The 16,424-nt window shown below is 56.1% G+C and carries 16 protein-coding genes and 1 rRNA gene; 7 read left to right on the top strand and 10 right to left on the bottom strand.

The window, feature by feature from the left end; genetic code table 11:
- Positions 1-155: 155 nt before the first annotated feature.
- A 5S ribosomal RNA gene (gene rrf / locus J7J49_RS21990) occupies positions 156-271 on the top strand.
- Positions 272-650: 379 nt separating this feature from the next.
- Positions 651-1,982: a deoxyguanosinetriphosphate triphosphohydrolase gene (locus J7J49_RS21985; RefSeq protein WP_215095690.1), complete on the top strand. Its 1,332-nt coding sequence runs from the start codon at positions 651-653 to the stop codon at positions 1,980-1,982.
- Between the two features lie 15 nt (positions 1,983-1,997).
- On the opposite strand, the gene J7J49_RS21980 is transcribed toward J7J49_RS21985, so the two are convergent.
- The 3 genes from J7J49_RS21980 to J7J49_RS21970 all read right to left on the bottom strand — a co-directional run bounded on the left by J7J49_RS21980 (position 1,998) and on the right by J7J49_RS21970 (position 4,052).
- Positions 1,998-2,906, bottom strand: coding sequence for a nuclease-related domain-containing protein (locus J7J49_RS21980; RefSeq protein ID WP_215095687.1), 909 nt, complete (start codon positions 2,904-2,906; stop codon positions 1,998-2,000).
- A gap of 70 nt (positions 2,907-2,976) precedes the next feature.
- Positions 2,977-3,351, bottom strand: coding sequence for a translation initiation factor Sui1 (locus J7J49_RS21975; RefSeq protein WP_064232585.1), 375 nt, complete (start codon positions 3,349-3,351; stop codon positions 2,977-2,979).
- Between the two features lie 2 nt (positions 3,352-3,353).
- Entirely contained in the window at positions 3,354-4,052 is a 699-nt protein-coding gene (locus tag J7J49_RS21970) for an HAD family hydrolase (protein ID WP_215095685.1), read from the bottom strand.
- 281 nt (positions 4,053-4,333) lie between these two features.
- Here J7J49_RS21970 and J7J49_RS21965 point away from each other — a divergent pair, with 281 nt between their 5' ends.
- The gene (locus tag J7J49_RS21965) at positions 4,334-4,747 is read left to right on the top strand and encodes a hypothetical protein (RefSeq protein ID WP_064232589.1); all 414 of its coding nucleotides are present in this window, start codon (positions 4,334-4,336) and stop codon (positions 4,745-4,747) included.
- Between the two features lie 16 nt (positions 4,748-4,763).
- Here the strand turns inward: J7J49_RS21965 and J7J49_RS21960 are convergent, their stop codons facing one another.
- The 7 genes from J7J49_RS21960 to tkt all read right to left on the bottom strand — a co-directional run bounded on the left by J7J49_RS21960 (position 4,764) and on the right by tkt (position 11,872).
- Positions 4,764-5,114: a hypothetical protein gene (locus J7J49_RS21960; protein ID WP_064232591.1), complete on the bottom strand. Its 351-nt coding sequence runs from the start codon at positions 5,112-5,114 to the stop codon at positions 4,764-4,766.
- A gap of 148 nt (positions 5,115-5,262) precedes the next feature.
- Positions 5,263-6,327 (bottom strand): class II fructose-bisphosphate aldolase, encoded by a 1,065-nt coding sequence (gene fba / locus J7J49_RS21955; protein ID WP_215095683.1) that lies wholly within the window; start codon positions 6,325-6,327, stop codon positions 5,263-5,265.
- 80 nt (positions 6,328-6,407) lie between these two features.
- Positions 6,408-7,589 (bottom strand): phosphoglycerate kinase, encoded by a 1,182-nt coding sequence (locus J7J49_RS21950; RefSeq protein WP_215095681.1) that lies wholly within the window; start codon positions 7,587-7,589, stop codon positions 6,408-6,410.
- 73 nt (positions 7,590-7,662) lie between these two features.
- Positions 7,663-8,700, bottom strand: coding sequence for a type I glyceraldehyde-3-phosphate dehydrogenase (locus J7J49_RS21945; protein WP_215095679.1), 1,038 nt, complete (start codon positions 8,698-8,700; stop codon positions 7,663-7,665).
- Positions 8,701-8,808: 108 nt separating this feature from the next.
- Positions 8,809-9,534, bottom strand: a complete 726-nt coding sequence (locus J7J49_RS21940) for an LrgB family protein (protein ID WP_215095677.1) — start codon at positions 9,532-9,534, stop codon at positions 8,809-8,811.
- Complete coding sequence (locus J7J49_RS21935; protein ID WP_215095675.1) at positions 9,524-9,877, bottom strand: CidA/LrgA family protein; 354 nt, start codon at positions 9,875-9,877, stop codon at positions 9,524-9,526. The genes J7J49_RS21940 and J7J49_RS21935 overlap by 11 nt, the downstream gene beginning before the upstream one ends.
- Before the next feature lie 3 nt (positions 9,878-9,880).
- Complete coding sequence (tkt, locus tag J7J49_RS21930) at positions 9,881-11,872, bottom strand: transketolase (protein ID WP_215095673.1); 1,992 nt, start codon at positions 11,870-11,872, stop codon at positions 9,881-9,883.
- Positions 11,873-12,122: 250 nt separating this feature from the next.
- Here tkt and metK point away from each other — a divergent pair, with 250 nt between their 5' ends.
- From metK to J7J49_RS21910, 4 genes are all read left to right on the top strand, one after another.
- Positions 12,123-13,343 carry a methionine adenosyltransferase gene (metK, locus tag J7J49_RS21925; RefSeq protein ID WP_064232605.1) on the top strand — a complete coding sequence of 407 codons (1,221 nt, stop codon included), beginning with the start codon at positions 12,123-12,125 and terminating at the stop codon, positions 13,341-13,343.
- A 207-nt stretch (positions 13,344-13,550) separates the two neighbouring features.
- The gene (locus tag J7J49_RS21920; RefSeq protein ID WP_215095671.1) at positions 13,551-14,570 is read left to right on the top strand and encodes an ABC transporter substrate-binding protein; all 1,020 of its coding nucleotides are present in this window, start codon (positions 13,551-13,553) and stop codon (positions 14,568-14,570) included.
- Complete coding sequence (locus tag J7J49_RS21915) at positions 14,567-15,625, top strand: FecCD family ABC transporter permease (protein ID WP_215095669.1); 1,059 nt, start codon at positions 14,567-14,569, stop codon at positions 15,623-15,625. The genes J7J49_RS21920 and J7J49_RS21915 overlap by 4 nt, the downstream gene beginning before the upstream one ends.
- Positions 15,622-16,383: an ABC transporter ATP-binding protein gene (locus tag J7J49_RS21910; RefSeq protein ID WP_215095667.1), complete on the top strand. Its 762-nt coding sequence runs from the start codon at positions 15,622-15,624 to the stop codon at positions 16,381-16,383. Before J7J49_RS21915 ends, J7J49_RS21910 begins: the two co-directional genes overlap by 4 nt.
- The last annotated feature ends 41 nt before the right edge of the window (positions 16,384-16,424 follow it).

Below are 16,424 nucleotides of genomic sequence, written 5' to 3'. Positions count from 1 at the left end.
AACACCCAAGGGGTCTGGTCGCAGTGATAACGTAGTGTTGAGAGATCAACAGAAGCCGGATACGCAGCGTGTGGCCCAGGTGAAAGACCAGGGCGGCAGGCAATGAGACGTTCACAGTTTAAAAATCATCAGCATGATGTACATTACCCGTTACGCCTGACGACCATAGCATGCGTGAACCACCTGATCCCTTGCCGAACTCAGAAGTGAAACCGCTTAGCGCCGATGGTAGTGTGGGGTCTCCCCATGCGAGAGTAGGTCATCGTCAGGCACTTATTAAACGAAGAACCCAGCCAATCGGCTGGGTTTTTTGTTTGTATGGAAGAAAACCAAGGGGTCTCCCCATGGAGAGTCCCGGATGGCCGGCCCAGTCATCGTCAGGCACTTATTATGAAAAATCCCCCAGGGCTTACGCCTTGGGGGATTTTTTTTGCGTGAGGGGGCTGGTAAATCGTAAATGGTGAATCGTGAGTAGAAAAGCCACACTTCTGACCACTCACCACTCACCACTCACCACTCACCACTCACCACTCACCACTCACCACTCACCACTCACCACTCACCACTCACCACTCACCACTCACCACTCACCCTAACGTACGGTTTTCTGGCGTTTTATGTCAGAATGCACTCCTCTAGGAGGAATGCCCATGACTCAGATGCGCTGGGAACAGTTACTTTCCCCACGTCGTCTTCACGACCAACGCTCCACAAGTACTCGTGAAATTGGTCGCAGCCCATTTCATAAAGATCACGACCGAATTGTTTTCTCAGGCTCTTTTAGGCGCCTAGGGCGTAAGACCCAGGTGCATCCACTGACCGAAAACGACCATATCCATACTCGCCTAACCCACTCGCTAGAGGTTGGCTGTGTGGGACGTTCCTTGGGCATGATTGTGGGTGAACTGTTGCATGATCGTTTGCCTGAATGGATTACCCCTGCTGACCTTGGCGTCATTATACAAACGGCATGTCTTGGTCACGACATTGGTAATCCCCCTTTCGGTCACGCCGGAGAGTATGCTATTCGCGACTGGTTTCTGCGTGCTCAAAGCAGTGGTCTGTTAGAGGGCCTTTCAGAGGCGGAGCGCGAGGATCTGTTGACCTACGAAGGTAATGCCCAGGGTTTTCGGGTAATTACCCAGATCGAATACAACCAGTTCAATGGCGGTATGCGGCTAACAGCGGCCACCCTTGGCACACTGCTGAAATACCCGTGGACGGTTCGTTACGGTGGTCGAGCGGGCAAGTTTGGCGCTTATCAGTCGGAGCAAGCCCTGCTAAAAGAGGTGGCCGAGGCGGTTGGTCTGTTACCCCAAGGCGATCAACGCTGGTGTCGCCATCCATTGGCTTGGCTTGTGGAAGCCGCCGATGATATCTGTTATGCCCTGCTAGACCTGGAAGACGGCTTAGAGATGGGTATTCTGCGCTATGAGGAAGTGGTCGAAATTTTGCGCCAGATTGCCGGCGATTTCCCTGCCGAATATGCGGAGATGGAGCGTAACAACGTTTCCCAGCGACGGCGTATCGCGCTATTACGTGGCGCTGCCATGGAACGGGCGGTAAACGATGTCGGCGCGGTGTTTGTGCAGCATGAGCAGGCCCTGCTGAGTGGCACGCTCAGTGATGACCTCTTGGAGCTGTGTCACCCCGACCTGGGGTGGGGCGTTCAGGCGGCTAAGCAGTTGGCTCGAGAGCGTATTTTCCAGAATGAGCGTAAGGCAAAGCTGGAGATTGGCGCCTATACGACGCTGGGTATTCTGCTGGAAGCCTTTATTGGCGCTGCACACGAACTTCACCACACAGGGCACTCATCGTTTAAACATCAACGTGTGCTGGCCCTGATCGGTGAAAATACGCCGCTGCCTTCATGGTCGCTTTACGATAGCTATCGACGAATGCTGGACTTTATTGGTGGGATGACAGACCACTATGCGGTCGATCTGGCCCAGGAAATGGGCGGCCGACTGCGCGGCGATTGAGCGGAGGGAGGACACTTAAACTGAAGGTTGGCTCAGATGTTTCAACTCCATCAACTGAGCGCGCTCAAGCAGAACATTAATGATCTTGTCATGGATGGCATCATTGAGTGGGTCTGGTGTTAGCTCGGTTATTTGCTTTGCAAGGGTATCTCCGCTGACCACTAGAATGTCCGAGGCGGCCTCGCTGTTATCTATTTTCCAGCCCGGTAGCACTAATACGCCTCGTACTGGCACGGGTACGCCGCAGCGGCGCTCAAGCCAGTGAGTCAGCCAGCTAACTCCTTGGCGCGTTTTGTGCAACGGTCGACGCTCTTGCCAGTGCGGAAAGCGCAACCGCTCGCGTTCAACCGCTACTGTGTTGAGTTCGTTGCCATCGGTGCCGATAGCGAGTGTTCTTGCTCGTGTCTCGACCACAAATACGCCATGGGGTGTTACGACGACGTGATCGATCGTGAAGCTATCGGTGGGCACATCATGAAATACATAGTAAGGGTGCGCATCAGGGCGGACTAAGCGCTCCAGCTCTTGACCAACAGCCAGTTCGCAGGCTAAGCCTAATTTTAAGCGACGTATACGCTGATAGTCGCGTACCAGCAGTAACGAAAACGTCAGCACAAGTAAGGTGCTGAGCAGGCCATACAGTGCCCATTCGACCCAGTCTTGTCGCTCGACAAACAACATGCGCCCCATCCCGTAAACAAGCGGAGCAAGGCTGATAATGGGCCCTAAAGCGCCGTTTAAAAATAGGCTGGAAAAAGCTTGGTCAAGACGGCGCCGCAGGGCTTGGCCCGGTTCATGAAGGGGGGCGTTGAATGGGGAGTGAACGCGAGCATCGTGAAGGCTGCGCAGCGCAAGGACAATACTGGCCATTGCCGCCATGGGGAATAAAAAAATCAGGGGTAACACGTATTCCAGCCAAGCCATTGCGGTGCCTTGCTCTGTAGCGACTTACCCGGTGGTAAGTCCCGATGGTAAGTTATAGTGGTGTAGAGGTCTAACCTCCAGCGAGTTTAACCTGGTAGCCGAGGGCGCTTAATTCTTGGCGCAAGGTATCGCGGTGGTCGCCTTGAATTTCAATAATGCCCTCTTTAACTGCTCCACCGGTTCCACAGCGCTTTTTAAGCGTTTTAGCCAAGGTTCTAAGCTCTTCGCTAGGCAGCGGAATGCCAGTAATGGTAGTAACGCCTTTGCCTTTCCGGCCACTCGTTTCGCGGCGAATGCGTACCACGCCATCAAGTGCTTCCAGCCGCTGCTGTTCGCTGAGCTCATCGCATTGGCAGGCGTCGAGTGGTTCCCGGCAGGTGGGGCAGGTTTTGCCATGCTCGGTGGAGTAAACCAGCCCACCGAGCTGGTCACGTAAAGAGGGCATTTTTATCCTCCCATTGAGTGCTGAGGCATAGGGGTTTGCCAATACTCACGCGTGAGTCGCTCCACCACGGCAGGCAACTGATACATATTGCTGATCATGATAGCGTTTTCGGGCGTTGACTCGGCATCAGGGAAGCGATTTAAGTGGATCACCGTCATTCCCGCTTGAAGCGCCGCGCGTACACCAACCAAGGCATCGTCTATGGCTATGCAGTCACGCGCTGAATAGCCCATGATACTCGCTGCGTGTAAATGTAAACAGGGTTCGGGCTTCCAGCAATTGGCGGTATAGCCACTGAAAAAGCGTTTACCAAAATAGTGGCTCAGTCCGGTTGCTTCTAGAGCCGAGCGAATTTTGCTTTCCGGCCCATTAGACACTACGGCACTGGGATAAGCCGCCAAAATATCCAGCGCTTCATGGGCACCTGGAATGGTCGTCAACTCCTGTGCAAGCCGGGTGGCTAGATTGGCTCGCATAGAGGCTTCCATGCGGTCAAGGTGGGCAGGGTCAACCTCCCCATAGCGTTGTTGTAATTCAGCAACGATACGTCGAAAGCGCGCTCCACGAAATTCGCCAAGGTAGTCAGTAACAGCGAAAGGCAGGCCTACTGAATTAAGTCCAGCGGCCATCTCTTCAGCGAGTAGCGGTTCGCTATCGACAAGAGTGCCATCACAGTCAAACAGCAAAAGTGGGAGCGGCATTGCGGTTCCTTGCAGCGGTTTAAACGCTGCCAGTGTTAGTTGAAGCCATCCATACTGCTATTGAACGGGATTTTACGCCATTTGTGAACACTGTTTTGTAATTTTTTGCTTGCTTGCACGTTACTCTTGAGCCAGCTTAAATGGCTACGCTCATTTTAGCGGCCGCTGGCACATGTCCTTTCAGGACACGCTGTAGCGCTAGCGTTGGAAACCGCCAAGCTGCGCTGAAGAGATAGTAGGGATACACTATTCTTTTAAAACCACAACATGGAGAACACCCAATGCGACTAGCCCCTTGGTTTTTACCCTTTGCACTCAGCGCTGCGTTACTCACGACGACTGGCTATGTGTTTGCTGATAATCATGACACACAGGACGAGCAGCATGAGCCTCTGGATGATGAGGCACTAGAAGCGGAATACGGTATTAAAGCGGGGTCGGTAAAACGCGACGATGAAGCGTTATCTAGCGATGCCGAAGGCGCTGATGAACAGGCACGCGCTCGTGAAGAAGAGAACAACGAAGAAGTAGCCACCAGTGCAGGCGAAGCTGATGTAGAGCTAGAACCAGGTAAGAGTGAGGAGCGAAACCCAGAGGCTGGCACAGGCGGCACTGGCAGTCCTGAAGATGCTATTCATAGCAGCGAGGAAGAGAATAGTGAAGATGGCGAGGATGGCACCGACGATAACGAGTAACGTCAGTGCCTAAGCTTTACTTGGCGAGTCGCTGTGAGTTAGCGCTACTTCGCTGATGGTAAGGCTTCATTGTGCGCTGGCTGGTAACCCACCAGGGGGCTTGTTTCCCGCTCATTGAATTGAGCAGCGCTTTTTGCATGACGAGGCCAGCTTCCATGCTGGCCTCGAGTTTTTCGGTGACCATGCGTTGATTTTCTTGCATCATTTTAGGACTGAAAAACGGCTGTGTTTGCCATAAATGATTTCGCATAGTGATCGTCGACAAGGATGTTGACCATAGCTCAAAGGCCATGATGCCGACTTTCCATATATCGAACATCGCTACCGGGGTAGTGGGCATTAGGGACAGGGGAGTCGTCGATTTCATAAGCGTTGTGGCCTCCTTGCTGGAACACGAAACGTCGTGGCCTCATCACCAGTGTTAGGGTATTAATGCTGCATTGCAACATCTATTTCATTAGCCAAAAAAAGACGACCAAGCAGGTCGTCTTTTTCGAAAGGGTGTCAATACACGCTTATTTTACCTTGGGCGCTAGTTCGCCACGCTCATAGCGCAAGAACATATCGTCCAGACTGATCGGCTTAATCTTACTGGCATTGCCAGCCGTGCCAAAGGCTTCGTAGCGAGCGATACATAGGTCGCGCATCGCGGTAACGGTCTCTTTCAAGAACTTACGCGGGTCGAATTCAGACGGGTTCTCAGCCAGGAAGCGACGCACTGCACCGGTAGATGCCAAGCGCAGGTCGGTATCGATATTGACCTTGCGTACACCGTGCTTGATACCTTCAACGATTTCTTCGACGGGCACGCCATAAGTTTCAGGAATCTCGCCGCCGTACTGGTTAATCACTTCCAGCCACTCCTGGGGAACAGAAGAGGAGCCGTGCATGACCAGGTGAGTATCCGGAATTCGCGCGTGAATCTCTTTAATGCGCTGAATAGACAGCGTGTCACCGGTAGGTGGCTTAGTAAATTTGTAAGCGCCGTGGCTGGTACCAATGGCAATCGCCAGTGCGTCTACGTGGGTGGCTTTAACAAATGCTGCGGCTTCTTCCGGATCGGTAAGCAGTTGCTCCATATCCAGCTTGCCTTCTGCGCCGATGCCGTCTTCTTCACCGGCCATACCGGTTTCCAGGCTGCCCAGGCAGCCCAGCTCACCTTCGACGGAAACGCCACAGGCGTGGGCCATTTCCACCGCGCGACGAGTAACGTTGACGTTGTAATCATAGTCGGTCGGGGTTTTGCCATCTTCACCCAGCGAGCCATCCATCATGACCGAGGAGAAACCGAGCTGGATAGAGCGCTGGCAGACTGCAGGGCTGGTGCCGTGATCCTGATGCATAACCACTGGAATATGCGGAAACTCTTCAACGGCCGCCAAAATCAGATGGCGAAGGAAAGGCGCACCCGCATATTTGCGTGCGCCCGCAGAGGCTTGCACGATGACGGGCGAGTCAGTGGCATCAGCGGCTTCCATAATGGCGCGCATTTGCTCAAGGTTATTGACGTTGAACGCCGGAATGCCGTAACCGTATTCGGCGGCGTGGTCGAGCATTTGGCGCATGCTGATCAGAGCCATAAAATTATCTTACCTGTTTGCGTTGTCAATTGGGTTATCTGAACGAGCACCATAAGCGCCCAGGTTCAAGTGGCTTTATGTTAGCTGCGTTTGGCAGCTGCTTCGAGTGCTGCCACGGCAGGCAATTGCTTGCCTTCGACATACTCAAGAAAGGCGCCGCCGCCAGTGGAAATGTACGAAACGCGATCCGCAATGGCGTACTTATCAATGGCCGCTAGGGTATCGCCGCCACCGGCAATAGAAAAGCCGGAGCTATCGGCGATGGCTTGGGCGATCACTTGGGTGCCTTTACCAAACTGATCGATTTCAAAGACGCCGACGGGGCCGTTCCACAGGATAGTGCCAGCGTCTTTGAGCATGCTCGCCAAATGGGCGGCGGTATCGGGGCCGATATCCAAAATCATCTCGTTGTCAGCCACCTGATCGACGGGCTTGACGACCGCTTTGGCCGATTCAGAAAACTCGGTGGCGACGACCACATCGGTAGGGAGTGGAATTGAGACCTTCTCCATCAATGCTTTCGCCTGGCCCACCAAATCGGCCTCATGGAGTGATTTGCCGACATTGTAGCCCGCGGCGGCAATAAAGGTGTTGGCGATACCGCCGCCTACAATCAGTTGATCGCATTTTTCCGCCAGCGCGGTGAGTACATCCAGCTTGGTAGAGACCTTTGAGCCGCCGACGATGGCGGCCATGGGCCGAGCCGGATGTGCCAACGCTTTCTCAAGGGCATCAAGCTCCTGGGCAAGTAAAGGCCCTGCACAGGCGCTGGGGGCAAAACGTGCCACGCCATGGGTGGAGGCTTGGGCGCGGTGGGCGGTGCCAAACGCATCCATCACAAAGATATCGCACAGCGCGGCGTACTGTTTCGCCAGCTGTTCGTCATCTTTTTTCTCGCCGCTATTAAAGCGCACGTTCTCTAGCAGTACGACATCGCCGTTGGCAAGATCCAGGGTTTCGCCGACGGTTTCACCGAGATAGGCTTTGACCAGCGGCACCGGGCGGCCTAACAGCTCACTCAAATGTTCAGCTACCGGCGCCAGGGAAAACTCCTCGGTGGGTTCGCCTTCGGTGGGACGTCCCAAATGGCTCATCAACATCACTTTGGCCCCCGCCTTCACGGCTGCCTGAATCGTCGGCAGCGCGGCACGCAGGCGGGCGTCGCTGGAAACGCGGCCATGTTTGATGGGCACATTCAAGTCTTCACGGATCAGCACGCGTTGTCCTTCCAGGGGAAGGTCAGTCATCTTCTTCACGTTCATGTGAGCGGTTTCCTCGTGTTTAGGCCGTTGAACTCAATATAAACAGCCAATGTAAACAACTGGTGCAAACAGGTTACGTCTGTGCGGAAAGTCTGGCCAGCCGCTGGCTAATATCGAGCATACGGTTAGCGAACCCCCATTCGTTGTCGAACCAGCACAGTAGCTTGATAAGGCGCTTGCCAGCCACTCGAGTTTGAGTCGCGTCGAGAATGCCTGAACGCGGGTCGTGATTAAAATCAACTGATGCCATAGGTGCTTCAGTGTAGCCAAGCACGCCTTTTAAGCGCTGTTGACTGGCTGTCAGCAACAGCGTGTTCACATCGTCCCGGTGGGTGTCGCGGCTAACAGTGAGTGCTACGTCCATGGCAGAGACATTGATAGTGGGGACGCGTAAGTGTAGGCACTCAAAGCGTCCCGCAAGATGGGGCATCAAGCGGCTAATGCCGAGCGCCAAGCCGGTGTCCACCGGCACAATAGAGTGCATCGCCGAACGGGTTAGGCGCAGGTCGGTTTGATGATAGGCATCAATCACCGGCTGGTCATTCATCGCCGAGTGAATCGTCGTGGTGACACCGTGTTCAAGCCCCAAGGCTTCATCTAGGACGGTCAGAAGCGGCACAAGGCAATTAGTGGTGCACGAGGCGGCTGACAGAACGCGTTGAGAAAGTGCCAGCTCGCCTTCATTAATGCCCCACACAATGGTGGTATCGACGTCATTTTCCGCTGGTTGGGAAAACAGTAGCCGCTTAGCGCCTGCTGCTAAGTGCAGCTCGGCGGTGGCGCGATCTTTAAAACTCCCGGAGCACTCCAACACCAAATCCACATCAAGCGCTTTCCAGGGCAACTTACGTGGATCTTGTTCGCACAATACCTGGATGCGCTGGCCGTTGACAATGATATGCTGGCCGTCGTTCTCCACGTCACCGGGAAAGCGGCCATGGGTGGTGTCGTAACGGGTTAGATAGGTGATGGTCGCGAGATCAGAGAGCTCATTAATAGCGACCACTTCAAGTTCGGGGTGTCGCCGCTCGACGAGCGCCCGCAACACGCATTGGCCAATGCGTCCGTAACCGTTAATGGCGATGCGATAGCTGGAAGCTGAATTAGCCATGCAGAAGGTTGGCTCTTAAAAGTGAATCAACAATAATCGAAATAGGCTAGAACTCGTTGCGATGATAACGTATTTCAGCGGGCGACTGTTATCGGCTAACTGCGCCTTTCAACTGGCCATGCCTATCAATCGCCAGGCAAGTGGCAGCAGCACCGCGGTGAAAATACCGGTAAGGCTCATGCCCAGTGACGCGAAAGCGCCGGCGGTGGGGCTGATCTCAAACGCTCTTACCGTACCAATAGCATGACCGTTAAGCCCCAGGGCAAAACCGATCAAGCGGTCATCTTCAATATGCAGCCAACGCGACGCCAGACTAACACAGGGAATCGTTATCACCCCGGTCACCAGCAGTGCGCCCAACAGCAGTGCAGTAGTGCCGCCCAATTGCTCGGTAATGCCGATAGCGATTGGCGCAGTCACCGATTTAGCGGCAATGGATGCGAGTATGGTGTCCGAGCTGCCCAGCAACCAAGCAATTGCCAGCGAGTAGCAAGCCGCCAGCGTCGCGGCGATGGGCAAACAAATCGCTAGCGGTCGCCATAATTCAACGATACGCGGCAGCTGTTGATAAAGCGGCATACCCAGCGCCACCGTGGCTGGCCCCAATAGCACCGTTAGCCATGTGGCCCCTTGCTGGTACGTAGCGTAAGGCAGTCCTATCAGCGCTAATGCCCCCGCCAGCAGCAGCGCTGCGATCAAAATAGCGGGCAGCCAAGAAGGGCGCTTTAGACGCTGGAACAGCGCGCTACCCAGCAAATAAGCGGCAAGCGTTAAGCCCACTGCAAACAGCGGGGTAGTGGTTAACAGTTCGAGTAGCGGTGTATTAGCGTGCATGCGGCTGCCCGATAAGACGTTTGAGCAGCCAAAGCGTCGTCGTCACACTGAGTAATGTGCCTACCACTAAGGCAATAAGAATGGCGCTCCACTGGCCTGCCAGCTCGCCGATAATGAAAAATACCCCCACAACGCCGGGCATAATCAACATGGCAAGTAGTGCAATCAGTGGCTGAGCGGCAGCGGCAATACTGGTCGGGACACGGCCGCGCACGGCGAGCGTCGCACAGAGCAGCAGCATGCCGATCACGCCTGACGAGATCGGAAGACCGGTGAAGTGGATCACCACTTCACCGATCAGCCAGTAGCTAATCAGCCATAGAAAGCCACTGAGTGCGGGCATGGCTTAGTCGAGTAGTTCGTTGGCTTGTTTGACCACATTCTCGACAGTAAAGCCGAAGTGCTTAAATAGATCGCCTGCCGGGGCCGATTCGCCGTAGGTGGTCATGCCGATCACGCGGCCGTCCAGGCCCACATATTTGTACCAGTAGTCGGCGTGGGCAGCTTCGATGGCGATACGCTTGGTCACCGCCTTGGGCAATACGCTTTCACGGTACTCCGCATCCTGCCCGTTAAAGCGGTAGGCCGAGGGCATGGAGACCACGCGCACCGCTTTACCTTGCTGTTCAAGCTCTGCAGCGGCGTCCATGGCCAGAGCCACTTCTGAGCCGGTGGCGATCAGAATCAGCTCGGGCGTCCCTGCGCTATCTTTTAGGACATACGCCCCGTTCTGAATCGATGCCAGCTGCGCTTTGGTGCGCTGCTGATGGGGCAGGTTCTGGCGTGACAGTACCAGCGCCGTGGGGCCAGAGTGGCGCTTGATCGCCGCATCCCAGGCCGCTGCGGTTTCCACCGCATCGCAGGGGCGCCAGGTGTTCAGGTTCGGCGTGGTGCGCAGGCTGGTCAACTGCTCAATCGGCTGGTGGGTTGGGCCATCTTCGCCCAGACCGATGGAGTCGTGGGTAAACACATAGATGGCTTGCTGGCCCATCAACGCTGCCATGCGAATCGAGTTACGCATGTACTCCATAAAGATCAGGAAGGTCGCGCCGTAAGGCACCAAACCGCCGTGCAGGGCGATGCCGTTCATGACCGCCCCCATGCCGAACTCACGTACGCCGTAGTGCAGGTAGTTGCCGCTGGCGTCTTCCGGGGTGATCGCTTTGGCGCCTTTCCAAAAGGTCAGGTTAGACGGCGCCAGGTCAGCACTGCCGCCCAGCAGTTCCGGCATTTTCGGGCCAATGGCGTTCAACACTTCAAAGGAGGCTTTGCGTGAGGCGATGGTCTCGCCGCGCTCTTGGGCCTGCTCAATCAAGGCCTCAGTAGGCAGTTCCGTCGGCAGTTGGCGCTTCACGCGGCGGGTGAATTCCCGCGCTTCCGTGGGGAAGGCCTCTTTGTAGCGGGCAAAACGCTCTTCCCACGCCTGCTGCGCCGCTTTGCCCGCATCGCGAGCATCCCAGGCCGAGTAGATCGGCTCAGGGATATGGAAGGGGGCGTGGGGCCAGTCGAGTTGGGTGCGTGCCAGGGCCACTTCGTCGTCGCCCAGAGGGGCGCCATGGGCGTCCTCTTTACCCTGCTTGTTGGGCGCGCCAAAGCCGATAATGGTTTTGCAGATAATCAGGCTCGGCTTATCGTCATGGCTCTTGGCCAGCTCAATAGCGGCTTTGACCTCTTCAGGTTTATGACCATCAACGTTGGGGACTACGTGCCAGCCATAGGCTTCAAAACGCTTGGCGGTATCGTCGGTAAACCAGCCTTCCACTTCACCATCGATAGAAATGCCGTTGTCGTCATACAGGGCGATCAACTTACCCAACTGTTGGGTGCCGGCTAGCGAGGCGGCTTCGTGGGAGATGCCCTCCATCAAGCAGCCGTCACCCAGGAAACACCAGGTGTGGTGATCCACAATGGTGTGGCCGGGGCGGTTAAACTGCGCCGCCAGAGTTTTTTCAGCAATGGCAAAGCCCACTGCATTGGCAAAGCCCTGGCCCAGCGGGCCGGTGGTGGTCTCAATGCCTGGTGCGTAGCCAAATTCCGGGTGGCCGGCGGTGGGCGAATGCAGTTGGCGGAAATTTTGTAGCTGCTCCAGGCTTAGCTCGTAGCCGCTCAGGTGCAGCAGCGAGTAAAGCAGCATGGAGCCGTGACCATTGGAGAGCACAAAGCGGTCACGATCGGCCCACTTGGGGTCTTCGGGGTTGTGCTTGAGGTAGTCATTCCATAGCACCTCGGCGATATCAGCCATTCCCATGGGGGCGCCAGGGTGGCCGGATTTGGCCTTCTGAACGGCATCCATGGAAAGGGCGCGAATGGCATTGGCTAGCTCAAAACGGGACGGCATGGGGGTGCTCCTCGCCTGAAAACAGAAATTATAAAGGCGCTATTGTCGCTGACTTCCCATGTGGCGGCAAATGTGATGACAAATTGTGGGGATCTCGTTCTGGGAAGCATCGCCGACAGCGTGTAGACTCTGCCTCCCGAAGTGATGAAGAACGTCATTACTTCGCTAATATGGGCAGGGGACACCTGCCATGATTTCCTGCTGATGCTGTGGGTTACCTGCAGCCGTCATACAGAGGGTAGAGTGCGCGATGAGCGAATATTCCCTGTTTACCTCCGAGTCCGTCTCCGAAGGTCATCCCGATAAGATTGCCGATCAGATTTCTGACGCGGTGTTAGACGCCATTATTGCCCGTGATAAACAGGCGCGTGTTGCCTGTGAAACCATGGTGAAAACCGGGGTGGCGATCATTGCGGGTGAAATTACCACCTCTGCCTGGGTCGATTTAGAAACCCTCGTGCGCGATGTGATTATCAGCATTGGCTATAATTCGTCTGATGTCGGTTTTGATGGCGCGACCTGTGGCGTGGTTAACCTGATCGGTAAGCAGAGTGTCGATATCGCCCAGGGCGTTGATCGCACTAAGCCGGAAGATCAGGGGGCTGGCGACCAAGGCCTAATGTTTGGCTACGCAACCAACGAAACCGATTCGTTTATGCCAGCGCCGATCCACTACTCTCACCGTTTAGTCGAGCGTCAGGCCGAACTGCGTAAAAATGGCCTGCTTCCATGGCTGCGCCCGGATGCCAAGAGCCAGGTCACCTTCCGCTATAACGCCGAAGGCCAACCCTGCGGTGTCGACGCCATCGTTTTGTCTACCCAGCACGATCCTGACATTGATCAAGAAGACCTGCGCAAAATGATCAAGCGCGAGGTCATTGAGCAAGTGATTCCCGCTGAATGGTTGGATGAGAATACCCAGTACCATATTAACCCAACCGGTAAGTTCGTGATTGGTGGCCCTGTCGGCGACTGTGGACTCACTGGTCGTAAGATCATCGTCGATACCTACGGCGGCATGGCGCGTCACGGTGGTGGTGCGTTCTCGGGCAAAGACCCCTCTAAAGTTGACCGCAGCGCCGCTTATGCGGGCCGCTACGTGGCTAAGAATGTAGTTGCCTCGGGCCTGGCAGATAAGTGTGAAATTCAGGTCTCCTACGCGATTGGTGTTGCCGAGCCGACCTCTGTCTCTATCGATACTTTCGGTACCGGCAAAATTGACGACGCCAAGATCGTTGCGCTGGTTCGCGAGCACTTTGACTTGCGCCCCTACGCGATCACCAAAATGCTTGACCTGCTGCACCCGATGTACCAGCTCACCGCCGCTTATGGTCACTTCGGCCGGGCGCCGTTCGAGCACAGCTACACTTGGAGTGACGATAAAGGCCAAGCGCATACCGAAACCTTTACCGCTTTCCCGTGGGAAAAGGTGGATAAAGCCGACGCGCTGCGTAAGGCCGCCGGTTTGTAAGCGCTTAGTCGCCTGCAGCTCCTCGTCCGCGCCTCTGGTTAATACCAGGGGCGCTTTTTTTGGATACGCATGGCCAACGGTTGCGACGAGAATGATTTGCGCTTATATTTCTCTCGCTTGTAAATGAGTATCAGTCGCTTCGTTGTCTGGGCAGCGTATGCTTAGGTGATGCAATCTTTACACCTCTACCAATAGTGATGGTAAGACATGACACGCTTTCTTGCTGTGACCGGATTCTGCGCCTTGCTAGGGCTGGGCTCATCCTCCGCCCTAGCGGGCAATACAGACTACCCTTTAACGCTAAATAACTGCGGCGTAGAGGTGACCTTTGACAAGGCGCCCGAACGGGCTGTAGGCATAGGTCAGGCCAGTGCGGAAATCATGCTGCTGCTCGGCCTCGAAGACCAGATGGTGGGCACCGCTTTCTGGCCGAACCAAGTCTTGCCGCAGTTGGCCGAGGCCAATGCCAAGGTGGAGGTATTAACAGTCGAGTTTCCTACCTTCGAGTCTATTTTGGCAAAAGAACCGGATCTTGTGACGGCTGCTCTGCCTAGCCTGATAGGTCCATCAAGCAGAGTGGCGACACGGGAGGACTTCGACAACGTGGGGGTGGCGACCTACCTGTCTCCCAACACCTGCGTCGCTGAGGGCATGGAGAAGGATAAGTTCGGCTACGGCAGTCGCGCCCAACTCTGGAGCATGGACGGCCTATATCAGGAAATCGACGAGATCGCGCAGATCTTCGACGTCAATGATCGGGGCCAAGCGCTGATCGAGGAGCTTGAGCAGCGTGAAGCCGCACTGCGGGCAGCAGCTCCCGAAGGTAGCGAGCCGCTCTCCTTCGTCTTTTGGTTCTCCAGCCCGTCGCCGTCTGCGGACGCTTATCTTGGCGGCAAGAACGGCGCGTCCGGCTTTATCGCCGATGTGTTGGGCGGCACCAATGCCATCGACTCCGACGCAGAGTGGCCAGCACTTGGATGGGAAAGCATCATCGCGGCGGATCCAGATGTCATCGTGGTGGCCCGCGTCGACCGTAACCGTTGGGATTTGGACAACTCAGACGCCAAGATCGAGTTTCTCAACTCAGACCCGGCGACTCGCGAGATGAGAGCGGTCAAGAACGGGGCGATCGTGGTCATGGATGGCCATGCGATGGATCCCACGGTGAGGACGATCTTCGGTGCTGAAGAGGTGGCGGAACAGCTTAAGGCGCTTGGTCTGAGATGAGCGCCACACTTGACATGCCGCAAACGACTGAGCGCCTGCCACGCCTAGTAGGGGTGGCAGGACTGCTGCTCTGCTCGTTGGTGGCGATTGGGCTGGTGGTGGGTATCAGTGTGGGGATCGGCGATATGCCGATCCCGCTGTCCACCACTTATGCGGTGATCACCAATAAGCTGGGCTGGACGTCGTTCGAAATCAATCGTATCCACGAAGCCATCGTCTGGGATTACCGCTTGAGCCGGGCGTTGGTGGCGGCCTTCTGCGGTGCCGGCCTGGCACTGGCTGGCGCCATTATGCAATCGATGCTGCGCAATCCGCTGGCAGAGCCCTATGTGCTGGGCATCTCCGCCGGGGCATCGACCGGCGCCGTACTGATCGTCATGCTCGGTCTGGGCGCTGGCGCGGTGTCGCTGTCAACGGGAGCGTTCGTGGGCGCCTTCGCCGCCTTCCTGTTCGTGGCGCTTCTCTCGAACGGTGCTCGCGGCGGTGCCGATCGCACGATATTGGCCGGTGTCGCGGCATCGCAGCTGTTCAACGCGGTGACCTCTTATTTCGTCACCACTGCAGGCAATGCGCAGCAGGCGCGCGACGTGATGTTCTGGCTGCTCGGTAGCTTTGGTGGCGTGCGCTGGCCGGATTTTTTTCTGGTGTCGGTCGTGGTTGGGTTGGGGCTGGTGGCGTGTCTGTGCTACGCACGGGTATTGGATGCGTTTGCCTTCGGCGATGAGGCCGCCGCTTCCCTGGGGGTCAATGTCGGTCAAACACGAATCGTCCTGTTCGCCCTCACCGCTGTCATAACCGCCACCATCGTCAGCATGGTCGGTACCATTGGCTTCGTTGGCCTGGTGGTTCCCCATGCGGCGCGTTTCGTGGTCGGCCCACGCCACGTCGTCTTGCTGCCTGCCTGTGCCATCGTGGGAGCGATCTTCATGGTGGTGGCGGATATCGCCTCTCGCGTGCTGATCCCTCAGCAGTCTCTGCCAATCGGCGTGGTCACAGCGCTGGTGGGCGTGCCGTTCTTCTCTGTCATTCTTTACCGGTTACAGCGCGCATCATGAGTATCAAGGCCGACAATTTGATTTGGAAAATCGGCACCAAGACAGTGATCGATGGTGTCTCCTTTGAAGCCGAACCGGGTAAGCTACTGGGCGTGCTGGGGCCCAATGGCTCTGGCAAAACCTCGCTGTTACGGCTGCTGGCCGGGCTGAAGCGGCCCCACGCCGGACAGGTCTTGCTGGATGGGCAGGAACTCTCAACCTTTCGCCGCCGGGCCATTGCCCAACGAGTCGCTTTCATCGAACAGCACGCCACGACCAATGCCAACCTCAAGGTGATCGATGTGGTCAAGCTTGGCCGCTTCCCGCACCGTTCGATGCTATCGGGCTGGCGCGGTGAGGACGATAGAGCGGTCAACGAGGCGCTGGAGCGTACCGGGATGAGCGCCAAGCGTGATGATGCCTGGCATAGCCTTTCCGGGGGCGAGAAACAGCGTACCCATGTGGCCCGGGCCCTGGCCCAATCCCCTCGCGAGTTGATTCTCGATGAGCCGACCAACCATCTTGATGTGCAGCACCAGATCAATTTACTGCGTTTAGTGTCCAGCTTACCGATGACCAGCATCATTGCGCTCCATGACCTCAACCACGCCGCTATGTATTGTGATCGACTGCTGGTCATGCAGGCGGGCAGGATCGTGGCCTCCGGTGCTCCTGAAGAGGTGCTGACCCAACGGCTGCTACGTGATGTCTTCTCGGTAGACGCCCATGTGGAGACCTCGCCCCACCATGCACGGCCGCATATTCATTTTGTGCGTTAGGCGATAACACGCCAATCCTTGTTTCCCGCATTGCATCACGG

Origin of the sequence: Halomonas sp. ISL-56, assembly GCF_018612805.1 — a bacterium.
Classification (GTDB): Bacteria; Pseudomonadota; Gammaproteobacteria; order Pseudomonadales; family Halomonadaceae; genus Vreelandella.
Note: the sequence above shows the minus strand (reverse complement) of the source record. Positions and strands in the feature narration are given on the sequence as shown.